The sequence below is a fragment of the Sulfurovum lithotrophicum genome, from assembly GCF_000987835.1.
Classification (GTDB): Bacteria; Campylobacterota; Campylobacteria; order Campylobacterales; family Sulfurovaceae; genus Sulfurovum; species Sulfurovum lithotrophicum.
The window spans coordinates 570,061-587,299 of sequence record NZ_CP011308.1; the positions used below are offsets into that span (position 1 = coordinate 570,061).

Annotated in this window: 20 protein-coding genes, 1 tRNA gene and 1 pseudogene; 12 read left to right on the plus strand and 10 right to left on the minus strand. The window is 44.1% G+C overall.

Features of this window, described 5'->3' with window-relative positions; genetic code table 11:
* Positions 1-18: 18 nt before the first annotated feature.
* A tRNA-Leu gene (locus YH65_RS02680) sits at positions 19-103 on the plus strand.
* 184 nt (positions 104-287) lie between these two features.
* Complete coding sequence (locus tag YH65_RS02685; protein WP_046550514.1) at positions 288-569, plus strand: HU family DNA-binding protein; 282 nt, start codon at positions 288-290, stop codon at positions 567-569.
* Positions 570-573: 4 nt separating this feature from the next.
* Here the strand turns inward: YH65_RS02685 and YH65_RS02690 are convergent, their stop codons facing one another.
* Complete coding sequence (locus YH65_RS02690; protein ID WP_046550515.1) at positions 574-804, minus strand: hypothetical protein; 231 nt, start codon at positions 802-804, stop codon at positions 574-576.
* Positions 805-890: 86 nt separating this feature from the next.
* Between YH65_RS02690 and YH65_RS02695 the strand changes: the two genes are divergently transcribed.
* Positions 891-1,688, plus strand: a complete 798-nt coding sequence (locus YH65_RS02695; RefSeq protein ID WP_046550516.1) for a DUF5718 family protein — start codon at positions 891-893, stop codon at positions 1,686-1,688.
* A 10-nt stretch (positions 1,689-1,698) separates the two neighbouring features.
* On the opposite strand, the gene YH65_RS02700 is transcribed toward YH65_RS02695, so the two are convergent.
* Positions 1,699-2,355 carry a ferritin family protein gene (locus YH65_RS02700; RefSeq protein ID WP_046550517.1) on the minus strand — a complete coding sequence of 219 codons (657 nt, stop codon included), beginning with the start codon at positions 2,353-2,355 and terminating at the stop codon, positions 1,699-1,701.
* Between the two features lie 244 nt (positions 2,356-2,599).
* Positions 2,600-3,733 (minus strand): molecular chaperone DnaJ, encoded by a 1,134-nt coding sequence (gene dnaJ, locus YH65_RS02705; protein ID WP_046550518.1) that lies wholly within the window; start codon positions 3,731-3,733, stop codon positions 2,600-2,602.
* 83 nt (positions 3,734-3,816) lie between these two features.
* On the opposite strand from dnaJ, the gene YH65_RS02710 reads away from it, so the two are divergent.
* Both YH65_RS02710 and recR read left to right on the plus strand, forming a co-directional pair.
* Complete coding sequence (locus YH65_RS02710) at positions 3,817-4,110, plus strand: Dabb family protein (protein ID WP_046550519.1); 294 nt, start codon at positions 3,817-3,819, stop codon at positions 4,108-4,110.
* Between the two features lie 36 nt (positions 4,111-4,146).
* Positions 4,147-4,716, plus strand: a complete 570-nt coding sequence (gene recR / locus YH65_RS02715) for a recombination mediator RecR (protein ID WP_046550520.1) — start codon at positions 4,147-4,149, stop codon at positions 4,714-4,716.
* Positions 4,717-4,903: 187 nt separating this feature from the next.
* Here the strand turns inward: recR and YH65_RS02720 are convergent, their stop codons facing one another.
* Together YH65_RS02720 and YH65_RS02725 are read right to left on the minus strand one after the other, a co-directional pair.
* On the minus strand, positions 4,904-5,950 hold the full coding sequence (locus YH65_RS02720) for a DHH family phosphoesterase (RefSeq protein ID WP_046550521.1): 1,047 nt from the start codon (positions 5,948-5,950) through the stop codon (positions 4,904-4,906).
* Between the two features lie 97 nt (positions 5,951-6,047).
* Complete coding sequence (locus tag YH65_RS02725) at positions 6,048-6,446, minus strand: RrF2 family transcriptional regulator (protein ID WP_046550522.1); 399 nt, start codon at positions 6,444-6,446, stop codon at positions 6,048-6,050.
* Between the two features lie 169 nt (positions 6,447-6,615).
* On the opposite strand from YH65_RS02725, the gene rpsO reads away from it, so the two are divergent.
* From rpsO to dnaK, 3 genes and pseudogenes are all read left to right on the plus strand, one after another.
* On the plus strand, positions 6,616-6,885 hold the full coding sequence (gene rpsO, locus YH65_RS02730; RefSeq protein WP_046550523.1) for a 30S ribosomal protein S15: 270 nt from the start codon (positions 6,616-6,618) through the stop codon (positions 6,883-6,885).
* Between the two features lie 323 nt (positions 6,886-7,208).
* Positions 7,209-7,763: pseudogene (gene grpE, locus YH65_RS02735) on the plus strand (nucleotide exchange factor GrpE); the annotation flags it as partial.
* Positions 7,764-7,953: 190 nt separating this feature from the next.
* Entirely contained in the window at positions 7,954-9,837 is a 1,884-nt protein-coding gene (dnaK, locus tag YH65_RS02740) for a molecular chaperone DnaK (RefSeq protein ID WP_046550525.1), read from the plus strand.
* Between the two features lie 117 nt (positions 9,838-9,954).
* Here dnaK and YH65_RS02745 read toward each other — a convergent pair whose 3' ends face one another.
* Complete coding sequence (locus YH65_RS02745; protein ID WP_046550526.1) at positions 9,955-10,875, minus strand: outer membrane protein; 921 nt, start codon at positions 10,873-10,875, stop codon at positions 9,955-9,957.
* A 178-nt stretch (positions 10,876-11,053) separates the two neighbouring features.
* Between YH65_RS02745 and YH65_RS02750 the strand changes: the two genes are divergently transcribed.
* Positions 11,054-11,353: a chorismate mutase gene (locus YH65_RS02750; protein WP_084722009.1), complete on the plus strand. Its 300-nt coding sequence runs from the start codon at positions 11,054-11,056 to the stop codon at positions 11,351-11,353.
* A 5-nt stretch (positions 11,354-11,358) separates the two neighbouring features.
* On the opposite strand, the gene YH65_RS11760 is transcribed toward YH65_RS02750, so the two are convergent.
* A complete protein-coding gene (locus YH65_RS11760; RefSeq protein WP_046550527.1) occupies positions 11,359-11,562 on the minus strand; it encodes a putative periplasmic lipoprotein in 204 nt (67 codons plus the stop codon).
* Between the two features lie 113 nt (positions 11,563-11,675).
* On the opposite strand from YH65_RS11760, the gene YH65_RS02760 reads away from it, so the two are divergent.
* Together YH65_RS02760 and YH65_RS02765 are read left to right on the plus strand one after the other, a co-directional pair.
* Positions 11,676-12,329, plus strand: coding sequence for a response regulator transcription factor (locus tag YH65_RS02760; RefSeq protein WP_046550528.1), 654 nt, complete (start codon positions 11,676-11,678; stop codon positions 12,327-12,329).
* Positions 12,286-13,485, plus strand: a complete 1,200-nt coding sequence (locus YH65_RS02765; RefSeq protein WP_046550529.1) for a sensor histidine kinase — start codon at positions 12,286-12,288, stop codon at positions 13,483-13,485. Before YH65_RS02760 ends, YH65_RS02765 begins: the two co-directional genes overlap by 44 nt.
* 3 nt (positions 13,486-13,488) lie before the next feature.
* Here YH65_RS02765 and YH65_RS02770 read toward each other — a convergent pair whose 3' ends face one another.
* The 3 genes from YH65_RS02770 to YH65_RS02780 are packed head-to-tail and all read right to left on the minus strand — an operon-like array spanning position 13,489 to position 15,774.
* A complete protein-coding gene (locus tag YH65_RS02770) occupies positions 13,489-13,887 on the minus strand; it encodes a CBS domain-containing protein (protein WP_046550530.1) in 399 nt (132 codons plus the stop codon).
* Positions 13,888-13,897: 10 nt separating this feature from the next.
* Positions 13,898-14,248 (minus strand): hypothetical protein, encoded by a 351-nt coding sequence (locus YH65_RS11620; protein ID WP_046550531.1) that lies wholly within the window; start codon positions 14,246-14,248, stop codon positions 13,898-13,900.
* Entirely contained in the window at positions 14,245-15,774 is a 1,530-nt protein-coding gene (locus tag YH65_RS02780; RefSeq protein WP_046550532.1) for a DUF1538 domain-containing protein, read from the minus strand. Before YH65_RS02780 ends, YH65_RS11620 begins: the two co-directional genes overlap by 4 nt.
* Before the next feature lie 205 nt (positions 15,775-15,979).
* Between YH65_RS02780 and YH65_RS02785 the strand changes: the two genes are divergently transcribed.
* Entirely contained in the window at positions 15,980-17,218 is a 1,239-nt protein-coding gene (locus tag YH65_RS02785; protein WP_046550533.1) for a hypothetical protein, read from the plus strand.
* Positions 17,219-17,239 lie beyond the last annotated feature (21 nt).

Below are 17,239 nucleotides of genomic sequence, written 5' to 3' on the forward strand. Positions count from 1 at the left end.
AAACTATCAAGTCTATGTGCGTCAGTGGTGGAACGGTAGACACGCTACCTTGAGGGGGTAGTGCCCTAGTGGTGTGGAGGTTCAAATCCTCTCTGACGCACCATCCTTCCTTAATAATCTTCATAGTACTAAATTATATAATATTATTTGTTTTTAAAAAGTAATATCAAAATTTCACAAACTAGCCCAAAACCTCCCTGAAATAGGGCTTTTTAATGGTTTTTTAGCTTTTTCTAAGATTAAGTTGTGTTATAATAGGTACATCTTAATATAAAAAAGGAAGAAGAATGACAAAAGCAGAGTTTGTAGAGTTGGTACAGAAAAAAGGTGACTTTGAGAGTAAAGCAGCGGCAGAAAGAGCAGTGAAAGCATTCATTGAAGCGGTAACTGAGGCACTTGTAAACAAAGAGACTGTCTCACTGGTAGGTTTTGGAACCTTCTCTACAGTAGAGGTAGCGGAAAAATCGGGTAAGGTTCCGGGAACCGACAAAACATATACAAAAGAAGCGCATACAGCGCCTAAGTTCAAGATCGGTAAGACACTCAAAGACGCAGTTGCAGGTAACTAAGTTTCTACACCAACAGGTTGCCGTGCAACCTGTTTCTCTTCATTAAAACAATCTTTTTTTCATCTACATCTATTTTCTTACTTTGATAACAGAGCTTTTGAGCTTTTTTTGCACTTGAACAGTTCGCAACCTGACTGGTAACATAAATGACTGTTCCCACCATAAAGATCAGCATCGTACCTATAAAGATTGAAACGAATAACATATTCTTGCTGTCCTTTTTTTTGTCTGCCATCTTGGTTCCTTTCAAATGCAGTATAAAACCGTTTTGTGTACTTTGTGTGTACTCAATATGGTATAATATAATAAAAAAGAGTAGTGATGATTTTAAAAAATGTGATCGGACTGGGTGTTGCAGGAAATTTTGCACACCATTTGGAACAGGCAGGAGAGTTGGAAGATTTTAAAAATGTCGTCACGGCTGAGCCGGATGCGCCCAAAGGAATATTTCCTTTTTATCTTCCCGGAAGCGATACGTTTCTGGGAGTCTATTCCATAGGGACAGAGAGGCTTGACCTACCCAATTATGATGCCAATGCCCAGGTCGAACCTGAGATAGCAGTTCTTTTTACCATTGTCTATGATGCAGAGCATAAAGTAACAGACCTCATAGCTGAAAAGTTTACCACCTTCAACGACTGTACCATTCGTAAAGAGGGAGCTAAAAAGATATCCGAAAAGAAATCATGGGGCCCAAACTCCAAAGGGATAGGTGACAAATGGATAGATATTGACAGGTTCGAAAAGGGCGGTATTATGGACCGATACCATCTCTGTTCTTTTGTGAAACGTGACGGTGTGTTGCATCCTTACGGTGTAGATGCTCCGCTGCCTGGATATTCCTACTTTTATGAAAAACTGAAAAACTGGCTGATTGAGAAGATGAACATACAGGAAGATTTCGGACCTCTTGAGAATATTGCCGAACATTTAAAGGCTTGCGGATACCCCAAGCAGGCCCTGATCTCTATAGGGGCCACTGCCTATGCGGAATTCGGGGAGAAGAATTATCTGCAACAGGGAGATGAAGTCTATGTGATCGCGTATGATGCAAGTAAAGAAAAAGGTGATCTTACAAGGGGGAAAAACAAGGCGATACTGCACCAGAAGGTACAGTAAACTCTACGGGTTACTTGGATTCTACTTTACGTGAGAAGTAAGGTTCCGGATGGCCGCATACAGGGCATTTTTTAGGTGCTTTTTTTCCGTAGTGGACATGCCCGCATACTTCGCAGATCCAAACCTCTTCCTCATCACTGGCAAATTCATGCCCTTCACTCAAACGTTTGAGAAGTTCTCTGTACATTTTTTCATGTTCTACTTCGACCTGTCCGATATTTTTGAAGAGGCGTGCTGCTTCGCTGTGTCCCTCTTCTTTGGCTATGGCCGCAAAATCAGGATACATAGTCAGGTTCTCATAGCTTTCCCCTGCTATGGCATCTTCCAGATTGGCAATAGTATCACCCCATGATTCCTCACTGCTGTTCTTCATACGGTTGTGAAGGGCAAGTTCGAGTTTGGCATGTTCTTTTTCGTTGTTCGCAGCTCTCTGGAAATGGGCAGCGATGTCACGGTAACCCTCTTTCTGCGCCACTTTGGCGTAATACTCATAGCGGTTCCTTGCCTGACTTTCACCGGCAAAGGCTTTCATGAGGTTGACAAGTGTAAGGTCAACTGTAATACACTCCATTTCCTGCCCACAGCATACAAGTGTACCGCCACCTACATGTGATACCTCTACAACATTTCCGCATTTGTTACATATGTATGATTCATATTGTCTCATTCTACTCTCCTTTTTGTTAAGATTTTTCTGATATCTGTAGTGATATCCTAGCTCATTTTAGTTTAAAAGGATAACAATTATCCATATGGTAGTATAGCTTTTTAGCATTAAAAGAAAATAATTATCTTTTAAATACATAAAAGCTCTAAGTATAAGTATAGGAAAGAATAGTTAATGAAAAGAGTATGCATATGTTTCTATGCCCGCATACTCTAGAAGTAGATTGAAGAAAATGATATGAGGATCAGTTTTTGAACCAGCTCTTGACCCTGTCAAAGGCTGATTCAAAAGTACTCTTATGCGGACGGCTTTCTACGCCGTAGCTTTCCTGGAGCTTTTCAAGCAGTTCTTTTTGCTCGTCATTGATCTTCTTTGGCAGGATCATTCTCACTTGTGCGATGAGGCGGCCTTTTCTGCCGTTGTGGACATCCGGTACCCCTTCGCCTTCAAAAATAAACTGCTCTTTGTCTTTGGTGCTCTGTTTGAGTTCGAGTTCGAGTTCGCCGTCGAGTGTCGGGATGGAGATGGTCTCACCAAGGATTGCCTGTGTGAAGAACACGGGCACTTCGATGTAGATGTCATTTCCGTTACGTATGAAATGCTCATCCTCTTCCACATAGAAAGTCAGGTAGAGATCACCTCTTTGGCCGTTCTTTGCTTCGTTTCCGTGTCCCGGTACACGCAGACGGTTGCCGCTGTCGACACCGGCAGGGATATTAATGGTAACGCTCTCTGACTCTTCATGGTATCCTTTACCTTGACAGCTTGGGCATTTCTGTGCGATCTTTCTGCCTTCGCCATGACACTTCGGACAGGTTTGTGCAAACTGCATCGGTCCCTGTCTCATGAGGACCTGTCCCTGTCCGCCGCAGTAATCACAGGTTTCCATCTTCCCGTCTTTGGCACCGGTCCCGCCACACTCTTCGCAAGGGGTTTTGTAGGTGATGTCAATTTTCTTTTCACATCCGAATACCGCTTCATTGAAAGCAAGAGGAAGTTCTATTTCGAAATCCAGGGTATATTTCTGACTTGGATCTCTGCGTGTTCTTCCGAAACCGCCAAAGCCTCCACCGCCACCGCCGAACATAGAGTTGAAGATATCCATGATATCGTCCATGTTGGCACCGCCGAAGCCGCCGCCCATCCCCTGTCCTTCAAGACCCTCTTTACCGTAACGGTCATAGATGGTACGCTTCTCGTCGTCGCTGAGTACCTGATAGGCTTCATTGACAATTTTGAACTTCTCTTCTGCTTCATGGTCATCCGGATTGCGGTCCGGGTGGTACTTCAGCGCCAGTTTTCTATAGGCTTTTTTAAGTTCGGCACCTGAACAGTCTCTACTGACCTCAAGTACTTCATAATAATCCATTTCACTCATGGGTAACGCTCCTTTTCAGGAATAATTTTGGCGAATTCTACCATAATTTAGTTATAATGCCGAATAAATAGAAGTGAGATAGCATGATAGTACATATTGTAATGTTCAAGTTCAAAGAAGAGAATAAAAAAGCCAATATCATCCAGGCAAAACAGATGCTTGAAAACCTGATGGGTGCCATACCGAGTCTGAGAAGTATCGATGTCGGTGTGAACTTTTCCGAAGAGGAACGTGCAATGGATATGAGCATTATCACCTCCTTTGAGAGCAAAGAGGGGTTGAATGCCTATGCCATACATCCCGAACATCTTAAAGTGGTCGATTTCATTAAAGAGGTCGTTGAATACTCCAAAGTTGTGGATTATCATAGAGAATAATGCAGGGTGCGTATTTACGCACCAAAAAGAATAAAAATGAAAAACTATAAAATAGAAGCCTTTGAGAACCTGGTGGAAGCCTTTGGTTCTTTCCCGTCCATAGGGAAGAAATCCGCTATCCGTCTGGCCTACCACTCTGTGATGGAAGACGGCTTTGCCGCAATGAAGCTGGCCCATGCCATAGAGACAGCGGTCAACAGTATACACAAGTGCAGCAAATGCCATAACATGAGCGAAGACGAGCTCTGCAGTATCTGTTCGGACCCTTATCGTGATACGGCCAAACTCTGTATCGTGCAGAGTGCCAAGGATATTCTGACCATTGAAGAGAGCGGGCAGTTCGACGGGGTTTATTATGTCATCTCCGAAGTGCGTGACCTGGATGAGGCGCATCTTTTCTATGCGGTCGAGGGAGTAGAAGAGATCATCTTCGCTTTCCCACCGAGTATCGCTACGGATACGATGATACTCTATATCGAGGATAAACTGCAGGGACTGCCCATCAGGTTCACGAAGATCGCACAGGGGGTGCCTACGGGTGTGGAGTTGGAAAATATAGATATTATGTCACTCTCGCGTGCGCTTGAGGCGAGAGTGAAGATATAAAGGTTCCCTAAAGTGGTTCTTTTTAGTTGAAATTTTTTGTATATAGAATGTGATAATCTACACTATGTTTTTAAATTACCCCTTTGTTGATACTGAGGCGTTTGTGTTCTCGATGCAATCCCGCAGGAACGAGGACAATCGCTTCGCTTTCAAGGTCGTTCACCACAACAGAGCACACTTCGTGTGATTATTGCTTGGTTTTTTCGTCTATATAATTCTGTATGAACTTGCGTACATCCGCATAGACGAATGAGTCTTTGTAGCCTTCTATCTTCCCGCCGCTGGCATTGGGATGTCCGCCGCCGTTCCCGATGTGTGCCGCCATGGTGGAGACATCCATTTTATTGTTGCTCCGCAGTGAGAAGTGTCCCCTGAAATTGACATCCATGTAGAAGTCGTAGTCCGGGTTGTTGAGCATGCAGGTATTACCAATAATGGAAGTGTTGCCCACATTGTAGCCCAAAATGCCCTTGTAACCTTTGTAATGGATGGTAAGACGCTGCTTGTCCTTGGTGAGTAGGTCTGTGACAAAGAAGGCGACAAGGTTGTCCTTGGTATTGTTCTGCTTCTGTTTGAAGAAAGCTTTTTTGACCTGGTGCAGATCATCATCGAGTACGATGGGTGCATTTTCATAGTCTATACGCGCTTTTGCCGCTTCGATCAGCGAAAATTTGAAGGCTCTGTCTTCGGCAGGGAAAAGGATACGGTTGATTTCTCTGGCGCCTGAGATCATCCCCAGCATCACTTTGCCGTATTCGAAAAGCGGATCATCCGATAACCAGATATCAATGGCATTGATTGCTTTGACGATCTGCGCGTATTCATTCTTTTTGTCAAAACCGTAATGCTGCTGCAACCATCCGTACGTGATGAGCGTAGCGGATTTCGTCGTATCGAGTTTGTACCATGCAAAGCGTTCCGCCGCCGATTTCCCTGTAGCATGATGGTCAAGCAGCTGCAGCTTTGCACCGATACGTATGGCCTCTTTTTCTATCCAGTTCCCCTCTTTGGTCGTGAGGTTGAGATCGGTAATGAGAATGAGAGGTTCCATCTTGTCGCCATGGATGAATTTGTCCTGTTCGATCTTTTTGACCATCTCTGCAAGACGGGCAGTCACCTCCGGTCCGTAGTTTGCGTTGTAACATTCGATCCTGTCAAAACATTTTGTTGTCAGGTACTGGCAGCCGTAACCGTCAAGGTCGATATGGGAGAGGTGGTAAACATGTTGTTGCATAAAAAGTGCCTTGTTGATTTTGATCTTTATGTGTACTGCATGGAGTGTGATTTCCCTGCAATCTTTGCCGTATTATACAATATATAAAAGATAAGAGTTAGAATATGTCTCCGAGCGTGAGCCCTTCAAGGAAATTGTTGATCTTTGTCTGGAAGTTCGCAATAAAAGGAGAGATGACACAGGTCCCTATGGCACCGTTGGGACAGGTTTCCGAGTAACTTGAGCAGTCAAATACCGCCGGCAGTTTTCCCTCTGCGGCAAAGATGATACTGTTGATCGTGATATCGTTGATATCCCGGGCGAGTACAAACCCACCATGGGCACCCTTGCGTGACTCCAAAATACCCTGTTTTGCCATATTTTGTAGTATTTTGGCAAGAAAACTTTTAGGAATACTCAGCTCATTTGCCAGTTGTTCTGCGCCGACAGGTTTGTCGGCTTTACTGATACTGTCGAGTGAGAGCAGGGCATATTCGGTTGCACGGGTTAATAGCATAATAGGTTACCTTCTTTATATTCCGGATTAATTAGGAGTATTTTACTCCAATTATCATTATAAAGGGGTTAGCATATTTGATTGATATTCTCTATAAGTCTCAAGTAAGTTTAATATGATATGATTTCGCACTCATTTTGAGAATTTAAATACCAATCAGGAGGTCATTATGGCTTTAGATCAGGCGAAGAAAGCAGAAATTATTGCTAAATACGCAAGAGGCGAAAACGATACAGGTTCGACAGAAGTACAGGTTGCACTTTTAACAGAGAGAATCAAATACTTGACAGATCACCTTAAAACGAACAAGAAAGATCACTCTTCAAGACTGGGTCTTCTTAAACTTGTAGGTCAGAGAAGAAGACTTATGAGATATCTCAAGAACACAGATCTTAGCAGATGGAATACGATTAAAGCAGATCTTGGCATCAGAAACTAATCTTTTTCAATAAGCGTTAAGCGTTAGGCGCTTAGCGTTTAGAACTTCTTCTCGACCCTACTCCCCGAACAAATACATTTTTTACAGCACAATATAAATTTAAACCTCTGCAGGCAAGTTAGATAAATTCTTAATAAATATAGTTATACTTGTTTAAAGATTTTCTTATTATCCCTAATCCCGTTTAAAACTTTAGTCATATAGACTAAAGTTTTCTATGTGAAGATAATAAGTATAATACTTGACAAAGATACACTCAATGTTGTATAATAATTTTAAGCATTTAATTTGTAGGTGCAAAAGTCAAGAAAAAAAGGAGGTCTTTAATGAGTCAAGAGACAGAAAAAGATCTTGAGCAAACCCAGAACGAAGAGCAGACCCAAACAGCTCAGAGTGATGAGGAGAATCAAGAGGTAGATCCGTTGGCGACAGCCCAGGCAGAAGCCGCGGAATATAAAGACAAGTATATCAGAGCCCATGCCGATTTCGAAAATGCGAAAAAGCGTTTGGAAAAAGACAAGATGAACGCGGTGGCATATGCAAATGAGAGTTTTGCCAAAGATATTCTCTCAGTGTTGGATTCTTTTGAGAATGCGCTCAGTGCCATTGAGGGTGCGGATAAAGAGAATACAACCGAAGTACTTGAAAAGATGCAGGAAGGTGTGAAGCTGACCTATGAGCAGCTCAAGAAAGTACTGGAAAAGAACAGTATCAAAGAGATAGATAGCAAAGGCGAGTTCAACCCTGAAGTACATCAGGCGATCATGCAGGTGGACAGCGACGAGCATAAAACAGATGATATCGTCCAGGTCATGCAAAAGGGTTACACCATCAAGGACAGAGTACTCCGTCCGGCAATGGTGAGCACCGCTAAGTAAACGTGAACTGCTTCACGTTTATAGGTGCGAAACCGGAGCGGTGGAGTGAAGCGACCCGCGAAGGCTGGAGAGCACCGCGAAATAAAACTTGATATAAAGTGACTCAATGCAACTAAAGTAGCATCGGGATCACTGGAGGATCAAGTATAATAATAAAAATCAAACGTAAAAACAACAAAAAGGAACAGAAATGGGAAAAGTATTAGGAATTGACTTAGGAACAACAAACTCTGCAATGGCAGTGTATACAAACGGCGAAGCAGCGATCATCGCCAACAAAGAGGGTAAAAATACAACACCTTCCATCGTAGCATTTACAGACAAAGGTGAAGTCCTTGTCGGTGAATCTGCAAAAAGACAGGCGGTAACGAATCCGGAAAAGACGATCTACTCTATCAAGAGGATTATGGGTCTTATGTGTGAAGAGGAAAAAGCGAATGAAGCAAAAGAGAGACTTCCTTATCATATTATAGACAGAAACGGTGCGTGTGCGATTGAGGTAGCGGGTAAAACCTATACGCCTCAGGAGATCTCTGCAAAAGTATTGATGAAGATGAAAGAGGATGCGGAAGCATACCTGGGTGAAACGGTAACCGATGCGGTTATTACAGTACCTGCATACTTCAATGATGCGCAGAGAAAAGCGACAAAAGAGGCCGGTACGATCGCAGGTTTGAATGTATTGAGAATCATCAACGAGCCTACATCGGCAGCATTGGCTTACGGCCTTGATAAAAAAGATGCCGAGCAGATCGTGGTATACGATCTTGGTGGTGGTACGTTCGACGTTACAGCACTTGAAACAGGTGATGGGGTTGTCGAAGTATTGGCAACCGGCGGTGATGCATTTCTTGGTGGTGACGACTTTGATAACAGGATCATTGACTATGTAGCCGATGAGTTCAAATCTGAAAGTGGTATCGATATCAAAGAGGATGTCATGGCGCTTCAGAGGGTAAAAGATGCAGCAGAAGCGGCGAAAAAAGAACTCTCCTCTGCAACTGAAACTGAGATCAACCTTCCGTTCATTACGGCAGACGCAAGCGGGCCAAAGCACCTTGTGACAAAAATTACAAGAGCGAAGTTCGAATCACTCATCTCTGACCTTGTAGCAAAGACGATAAAAACGATCGAAGCAGTACTGAAAGATGCCGGTCTGAGCAAGAACGATGTCAAAGAAGTGGTTATGGTCGGTGGTTCTACCAGAGTACCGTTGGTTCAGGAAGAAGTGAAGAAATTCTTCAACAAAGAACTTAACAAGTCTGTGAACCCGGATGAAGTTGTTGCACTTGGTGCGGCGATCCAGGGTGGTGTTCTTGCAGGTGATGTCAAAGATGTATTGCTTCTTGATGTGACACCATTGAGCCTTGGTATCGAAACATTGGGTGGCGTGATGACAAAAGTCATTGAAAAAGGTACAACCATCCCTGCGAAGAAATCACAGATATTCTCTACAGCGGAAGACAACCAGCCGGCAGTAAGTATTCATGTTCTCCAGGGAGAACGTGAATTCGCCAAAGACAATAAGTCACTTGGTATGTTTGAACTGAGAGACATCCCGGCAGCACCAAGAGGTGTACCACAGATCGAAGTAACTTTCGATATTGATGCGAACGGTATCTTGACCGTATCGGCAGTAGACAAGGGTACAGGTAAATCTCAGGAGATCAAGATCACAGGTTCGTCAGGACTTTCTGATGAAGAGATCGAAAAAATGGTTCAGGATGCGGAAGCGCACAAAGCGGAAGATGAAAAACGCAAAGAAGTTGTTGAGGCGAAGAATCAGGCGGATGCATTGATCCACCAGACCAAAAAATCACTTGACGATCTTGGTGAGAACTTCGATGCGAATGAAAAAGCGGGCATTGAAGCGGCGATCTCTGATCTTGAGACAGTTCTCAAAGATGACAATGCCACCAAAGAGCAGATCGATGAGAAGGTCAAAGCCTTGACTGAGAAGAGCCACAAACTTGCCGAAGCGGCGTATGCCAAAGAGCAGGGTGGTCAGCAGGGTGCTGCAGACGCAGGAAAGAAAGCTGACGATGACGATGTCATCGATGCCGAGGTTGAATAAGACCGTTGCAAAGCTTTAAACTTTCAAACCTAAAAGCCCGGTTTCCCGAAAGGGAGCCGGGCTTTTTTTATGCAATTATTTTTGTGGTTTTTGAGTAGTAAATATGGAATGCTTAAATTAGAATTTTGCGATATAGAATCCGAGACTGGCTTTCCATCCGCTTAGATCATTGTCTCCCATGGTACCTTGTAGAGTGAAACCAAGTTCTGTCTCTTTAAATGCATTGTTGAAAATAGGAATCAAAGGACCAACTTTCCAGAGCAGTCTTGCTCCGCCACTATAAGCATTATCGAAGAGTACATCGGTAGAGAGATCATTGTCAAGCAATGTAGCCGCAGCAAAAAATCTGGCACGTACAGGGAGATCAAGCCATGTAGTTAAAGTAGGTGTATAAACACCAGCCTCGAGGTCAGTACTCCAGCCGTCTGTATCGGACAGGCCAAAATCGTAATGAATAGATAAGTAATGCAGCATTAATTCGGCATAGGGTTTATATCCATTTATCTCTGTATGGTAACCAATAACAGCAAAGAGATCATAGATAGAAGTGTCACTCTCTTGATTGAAATAGTACTGCATGCTGTCTGATGCACCATTATAGTCTCCATCTGTGCTCATCCAAAGGCCTGTAGCCCCAACAGCCAAGCTAATATTAGATGTTGGATTATAGTCGATACCCCCACCCAATTGGTAGTAAGTAGAGTCCAGGTCAATATTGCCCACACTGTTACCGACAGTAGAACGGTCCTGCTGGATCTTGGTGAAGCCAAAGCCTCCCATTACAAAAGGACGCAAGGTATCATTATTTTGACCGAAGATGTAGCTTCCCACAAAATTGCTATTGGTCATTTCCGGATTATTCCCGGTATCTCCCCCATCCATATCATACCAGCCACTCTGAAGGTAACGGTTATTCGCACTGTATATACTGGTACCTGTCAACTGTTTATAGTAATTCGATTCTGCCCCGGCATTGGCCACTGAGCTGAGGCCCATTATCGTAATGGCTGCCATACTGAAATAGTGAGATTTAAACATCTGTATCCTTTGCGTTTTTTATAAACTATAATGTAAAAGCCCAAGCAGGTATATCACTTTTACATTTTATTTGCAAATAAGCTTTTAGTGTCCGTGTTTGTAAAACTATTATAGCCAAAGTATATTATATTTTTTAGGATATAATAATTTAAAAAATATCGGAGTTAAGGAGAGTAGAATGGAAATTTATAAATGTACAACACTGGAAGAAGCGAGAAAAAAGATAGATGAAGTGGATGATGAGATCGTCAAACTGATCGCAAAGCGAAATGACTATATCAAGCAGATCGCCCATTTCAAAACAAGTGTGGAAGAGGTGAAGGCCGAAGAGCGTATCAATGACGTGATCTCCCGTGTACGCCATCAGGCTATAGACCTGGGCCTTTCTCCCAACCTTATCAATGATCTTTATGTCCGTATGATCGATGCGATGGTAGAGAGTGAGATCGCTGAGTTCAACAACGCAAAAAGTTTTTAACCTCTTTACTTTTCATCTTCTTCGTCGTCGCTGCCGGATGTGGCGACATTTACGGCAGCACCCACGGCAGAGCCGGTTATATCGATGGTGGCACCTGCCACGGAACCTGCAACGGAGATGGGTGCTGTCACAACTTGCGTACACCCCGATAGAAACATCAAAAATAGAAACATCAAAATCGGTATAGTTAATAGAGTAAATTTTTTCATAAAGATATTATAGCCAAATCTTTTGTGTATCGGAGTACACAGAGAGTATGGTACAATATCCGTAAACAGTATAGGGTACCTAAGTTCAGAGGTGTACTTCAGAAGGATAAAGCATGAAGATCTTATTGCTTGAGGATGATATTATTTTACAGGAGATCATAGAAGAGTTCCTGGCTGAGAACGGGTATGAGGTGGAGAGTTTCTATGATGGAGAAAAGGCATTGGATGCCATTGGTGGGAACCGGTACGACATGCTCCTTCTCGATGTCAACGTTCCTAATATCGATGGTTTTGAGATCCTTTCCTATCTTCGCGAGATTGGCAATACGACGCCGGCTATCTATATTACATCTCTCTCAGGCATTGCTGATCTGAAAAAAGGGTTCGAGCTGGGTGCGGACGACTACCTGAAAAAGCCATTTGAACTTGAAGAACTGCGTGCACGTATAGAACATATCGTAAGACTCTACCGTCTTCAGGAAGAGATAGAGTTTGACGGTATGAAGTTCATTCCTAAAGCACATCAGATCATCATAGGTGATGAAGTGACAGAAATACGTCAGAAAGAAGCACAGGTACTTGAATATTTTATACGCAGTGCCGGAAAGATCGTCTCCTGTGACGAGATCATAGAGAATGTATGGAGTGATGATAGTGCACCTACCCATGCGACCATTAGGACTTACATCAAAAACCTGAGAAAGATGTTTAAAAAAGAGTATTTTGAGAATATCAAAGGAGAGGGATATCGTTTTAACATCGTATGAGCGCAGATCGCTGGTCCGCTTCCTGACACTGTATCTCGGATCGGTTTTTGTCCTGCTGGCTATTATCGGCTATCTCTTCTTTGAGAATAACAAAGCTGCCATGCAGTCGGCGACCAAATTCGAGATGATGTACCAGTCGCGCATGATCTTTTCCAGGATCGTTCTTGAAGCAATGCTGCATGTTAACGGCGGGATGAAAGTGAGGGAGCGTGATCGGTTCCTGAAAGGTCTGAAACACTGCCGTTTTGACGTGGGGTATTACAATGAAGATGGAAAAGCGATCTATACGGAGATACCGGAGCCTGTAGATTTCACGAAAGATTTTTACATTGAAAACGGCCAATGCTATACAGTGACACGCAATGAAAGTGTGCATTTGGGGATCAAGTATATTGTATTGAAGGAGGGTGCTCTTTCTGCGCAGATACAGGCACTGCGTATTAAGATCATCGGGTATCTGGTTCTTTCATTCATTCTGATGGGTGTCGTAGGCTATTTCCTTGGAAGACTGTTCCTTCAGCCTGTCAGGGAGCAGATAGAGTCTCTCGACCGATTTATTGCTGACACGACCCATGAACTCAATACTCCACTTTCAGCCATACTGATGACAGTACAGAGTCTCAGGGGTATTGATGAAAAAAAACGAAAACGGCTTGAAGCAAGTGCCAAGCGTCTGAGTGTCATGTACAGTTCTCTGACGTACAGGCTTGAGGGGAAGGTAGAGCCCGATGAATGGCTTCGACTCGACAAGATCATAGAGGCACGCTTAGAATATGTGCGTGATCTGACTGCATCCAAGCGTCTTGGAGTGAAAATAGATCTTGAACCTACTCTGATTCACATGAATAGGCAGGGTGCAGAGAGGCTCATAGACAACCTTTTGAGCAATGCCATCAAATACTCGGATGCGGGTGACAGTGTGACTATCACACTCAAGAACAATGTTTTAAAGGTTAAAGATACGGGTATTGGAATAGACAAGGAAAAGCAGGCGGATATCTTCAAGAGGTTCCACCGGGCAAATGAAGAGCGGGGAGGCTTCGGCATAGGGCTTGACATCGTACTTTCCATCTGCAGGAAGTACAGGATCAAACTGGAACTTGATTCTAAAAAAGGTGAGGGGAGTACATTTATTCTCACTTTCCCTTCAAAGTAAAAGCTACTGTCCTTCGACCGTCTCCATCAGTATACCGATGATATCGGTCATGGTCAGGATACCCTGAAGTTCATTGCTGTCAAGTACGAGAAGGCGTTTGATGCTGCTTTTGACCATCATTCGTGCGGCATATTTGACATTGAGCTTTGCAGACACAGAGAAGGCCGGTGTCGAAGCGATATCGTAGACATTGAGAAGGTCGATATCACCGTCTTCTGCAACAATACTTTGTAGAATGTTCTTAAAAGTAACCAGGCCATATGCGCTGTCCGGTTTTGTTTTGTCTACGATGACCGAGCGTACGGAGTGCTTTTTCATAAGGTTAAGCGCTTCTCTTACCGGAGCCATGGGTGAGACTATGACCAGTTTCTCTTTGGGTGTCATAACTGCTTCTACTAACATTGTTTATCTCCTATAGTGTGATTTTGATATCGTCTTCAAATTTGTGAAGTTCATCATTGTCCAGTCCTGCCACATGGCTCAGCGGAAGGGTAAATGCAAGGCCGCTGTTCTCATGGTTGTCCAGATCGAAGGCAAGGCGAAGGGCTTTCATGACCCGCATGGAGAGCCGCTTGGGAAGGATGAAAAGCAGAACGGAAACATTCTCTTCCAGCGTAAGCCCGAAAAATACCTTCTTCTCCTGCAATCCTATATTTCTCCCGTGTACGATGGTGACCGTTCCTGCACCGGCTTCTTTGGCCACTTTGATCGCATCTTCCTCATCCTTGTCCTGGATGATGGCTATGAGTGCTGTGAATTTCATTTCTTCTCCTGCTCTGTTGATTTTTCTTGCGCCAAAAGACGCTTTTTGTAATATTCCGCATGTATTCCGTACCCCATAACCGTCAGCATAGGGAAGAGGGAAGCAAAGGCGATGAGGCCAAAACCATCGATAAGCGGATTACGTCCCTCGATATTTTCTGCCAGCCCCAGTCCCAGCGCCGCAACCAGGGGAACGGTCACGGTCGAAGTGGTCACCCCACCGCTGTCATAGGCGATGGGTACGATATAGTTTGGTGCGAAATAGGTAAAGATGATTACAAATATATACCCTGCGATGATATAGTAGTGTATCGGATCACCTGCGACGATACGGTAGGCACCCAGACCAATACCTATGGCAACACCTAACGCTACCACCATTCTAAGTACATTTTGTTTAATGTTCCCTTCACTGATCTCCTCGGCCTTGATGGCAATGGCAAGAAGTGCCGGTTCTGCCATGGTCGTCGAAAAACCGATGAGGAAAGCGAACAGATAGATAAGCAGGTTGTTGTTCATGTCGGTCAGCTGGTATGCGATCGTTTCACCGATGGGGAAAAGTCCCATTTCCAGACCTACGATAAACGCATAGAGTCCGAGTATCACCATAAGGATACCGGTAATGATACGGTGCAAATGCGCCACCTGCTTCTTGATGATAACGTACTGAAAAAAGAAGATGACAGCGATGATGGGAGCCACATCTTTTATAGTACCTATGAGGTCAAAAAAGAGATCGCTCCATACAAAATGGTCTATTGTTGGTGCATGTTCTGCTGCAGTCTGGACGGCTGTCTGTACCGCAGCAGCGGGATCTGCAGATGAATAGGCAAGTATACCGTAGAGCTGAACGAAGATCATCGGTGTGAGCGAAGCAAACGCGATAAGTCCGAAACCGTCGATGGCAGGATTCCTCCCCTTGATACTTGAAGCCAGCCCGATACCAAGGGCCGCAACCAGAGGTACGGTTACAGTCGAAGTGGTCACTCCTCCGCTGTCATAGGCCAGACCTATGATCTCGGGTGGTGCAAAGAAGGTAATGGCAACCACCAATATGTACCCTCCTATAATATAGTAGGAGATGGGATGTCCCAGCAGGATACGCAGGACACCCAGCGCAATGGCAAAGCCTACCGAGAGGGCTACTGTCATACGCAGCCAGAAGGCGTCTATGAGACCGTGTGAGATCATGGCGGCCTTGTTGGCGATGGCGATGAGCGCCGGTTCCGCGACAGTTGTTGAAAAGCCTATGGTGAAAGCGAAGGTCAAAAGCCAGAAGATGGAACCTTTTCTTGCAAAGTCCACAGCCAGCCCTTCCCCGATGGGAAAGATCCCCAGTTCCAGTCCCCTGATGAACAGCGCCAGCCCCACGGCGACAATGGTCAGGCCGATAACGATGGAGAGAAGGTTGTCGGGTACCGCACGGATGATCGCTCCCTGGAACAGTGCCACGACAATGATGATGGGAAGCAGGTCCATAAAGGAGTTCTTCAGGTCCCCGGCAAATATCTTCAGGCTTTCTTTCATGGAAAGAATTATAACCAAGAGAACTTCTGCTTGTGCTATGTTAATAGAGAAGTCCTGTCTTTCTTTAACGGAATGTTACTTTCTACTCTTCCTGGAGCCAATCTATTAAATTAATAATAATTATCAATTTAATTATTTTTTAAGAAAATAATGGGTACATTACAAATACGATAATAAATATCAAAATTATAAACAAGGAAAAAATATGAAAAAATTAACGTGGATAACGAGTATGGCGGCTGTACTGGCTACAGGAGCTACAGCGGCATCTCTTGAAGAAAGAGTGGCAGCACTTGAAGAGAAGAATGATACGCTGACCGAAGAGGTCCTTGCCACACAGACAGGAGGATTTACGCTGGTTGATACGGCAAAACAGTACAACGGTATGGGACCTGCAGCATCAAAGGTCTACTTTGCAAAGAACCCGCTCTCGATCGGTGGTTACGGTGAGATGTACTATGCCAACCCGGAAGGAAGCGACGACTATGCGGATGTTTACAGATTTGTCACCTACTTTGGTTACAAGTTCTCGGACAATGTGATTCTTAATGCAGAGATCGAGTATGAACACGGTGCCAATGCAGAAGATGGTGGAGAGATAGCGGTGGAGTTCATGTATCTGGATTTTTTATGGAAAGAGGAGATTAATTTCAGACTAGGTAATGTATTGGTACCTATGGGATTGGTCAATCTTAGGCATGAACCGATTCTTTTCAATACGGTGCAGAGACCAGAAGTGGAGAACAAACTGCTGCCTAGTACTTGGCATGAGAACGGTGCGCTTGTCTACGGTCGATTTGGTGATAGCGGTCTGGAATATACCGCAGGAGTAATCAATGCGCTAAATCTCAACAATGAGAAAACCGCCAACGCGAGCAATGGATGGATCCGAAGCGGCAGACAGGGATCCAAAGCAACAGCAGCATTTGATCCTGCATTTGTCGGCAGGGTTGATTATACTGGCATCAATGGTCTGCTTATAGGGGCATCAATTTACTATGGTGGTGCCTCTAACCTGAAAGATGATCCTGCCAACGATGTTTCCGGATTGAACACTACAATGTTCGATATTCATGCCAATTATGAGAATGGGCCGTTCAGAGCGTACGGACTCTATACACAGACAACACTTGACGGTGCAGAGAAGATCAGTACTTCCGCAGTAGAGGAAGCGAATGGTTTCTATGTGAACCTTTCATATGATGTAGGTACTTTGGCAGGACTCGAGTATAAGATTCCGGTCTTTGTACAGTATGAGGACTTTAACCCGGTCGCATCAACAGTAGACGGGTTGAATGAAGAGAAATATAAGACAAATACGACTACAATCGGTATGAATTTCTTCCCGGTAGATCAGGTTGTTCTCAAGGCCGACTATGTGATGAAAGAAGTTAATAACGAAGACCAGAATGTCTTCTCTGCGGGACTTGGATTTGTCTTTTAGGAAGGCATTCTTATTGAAAGG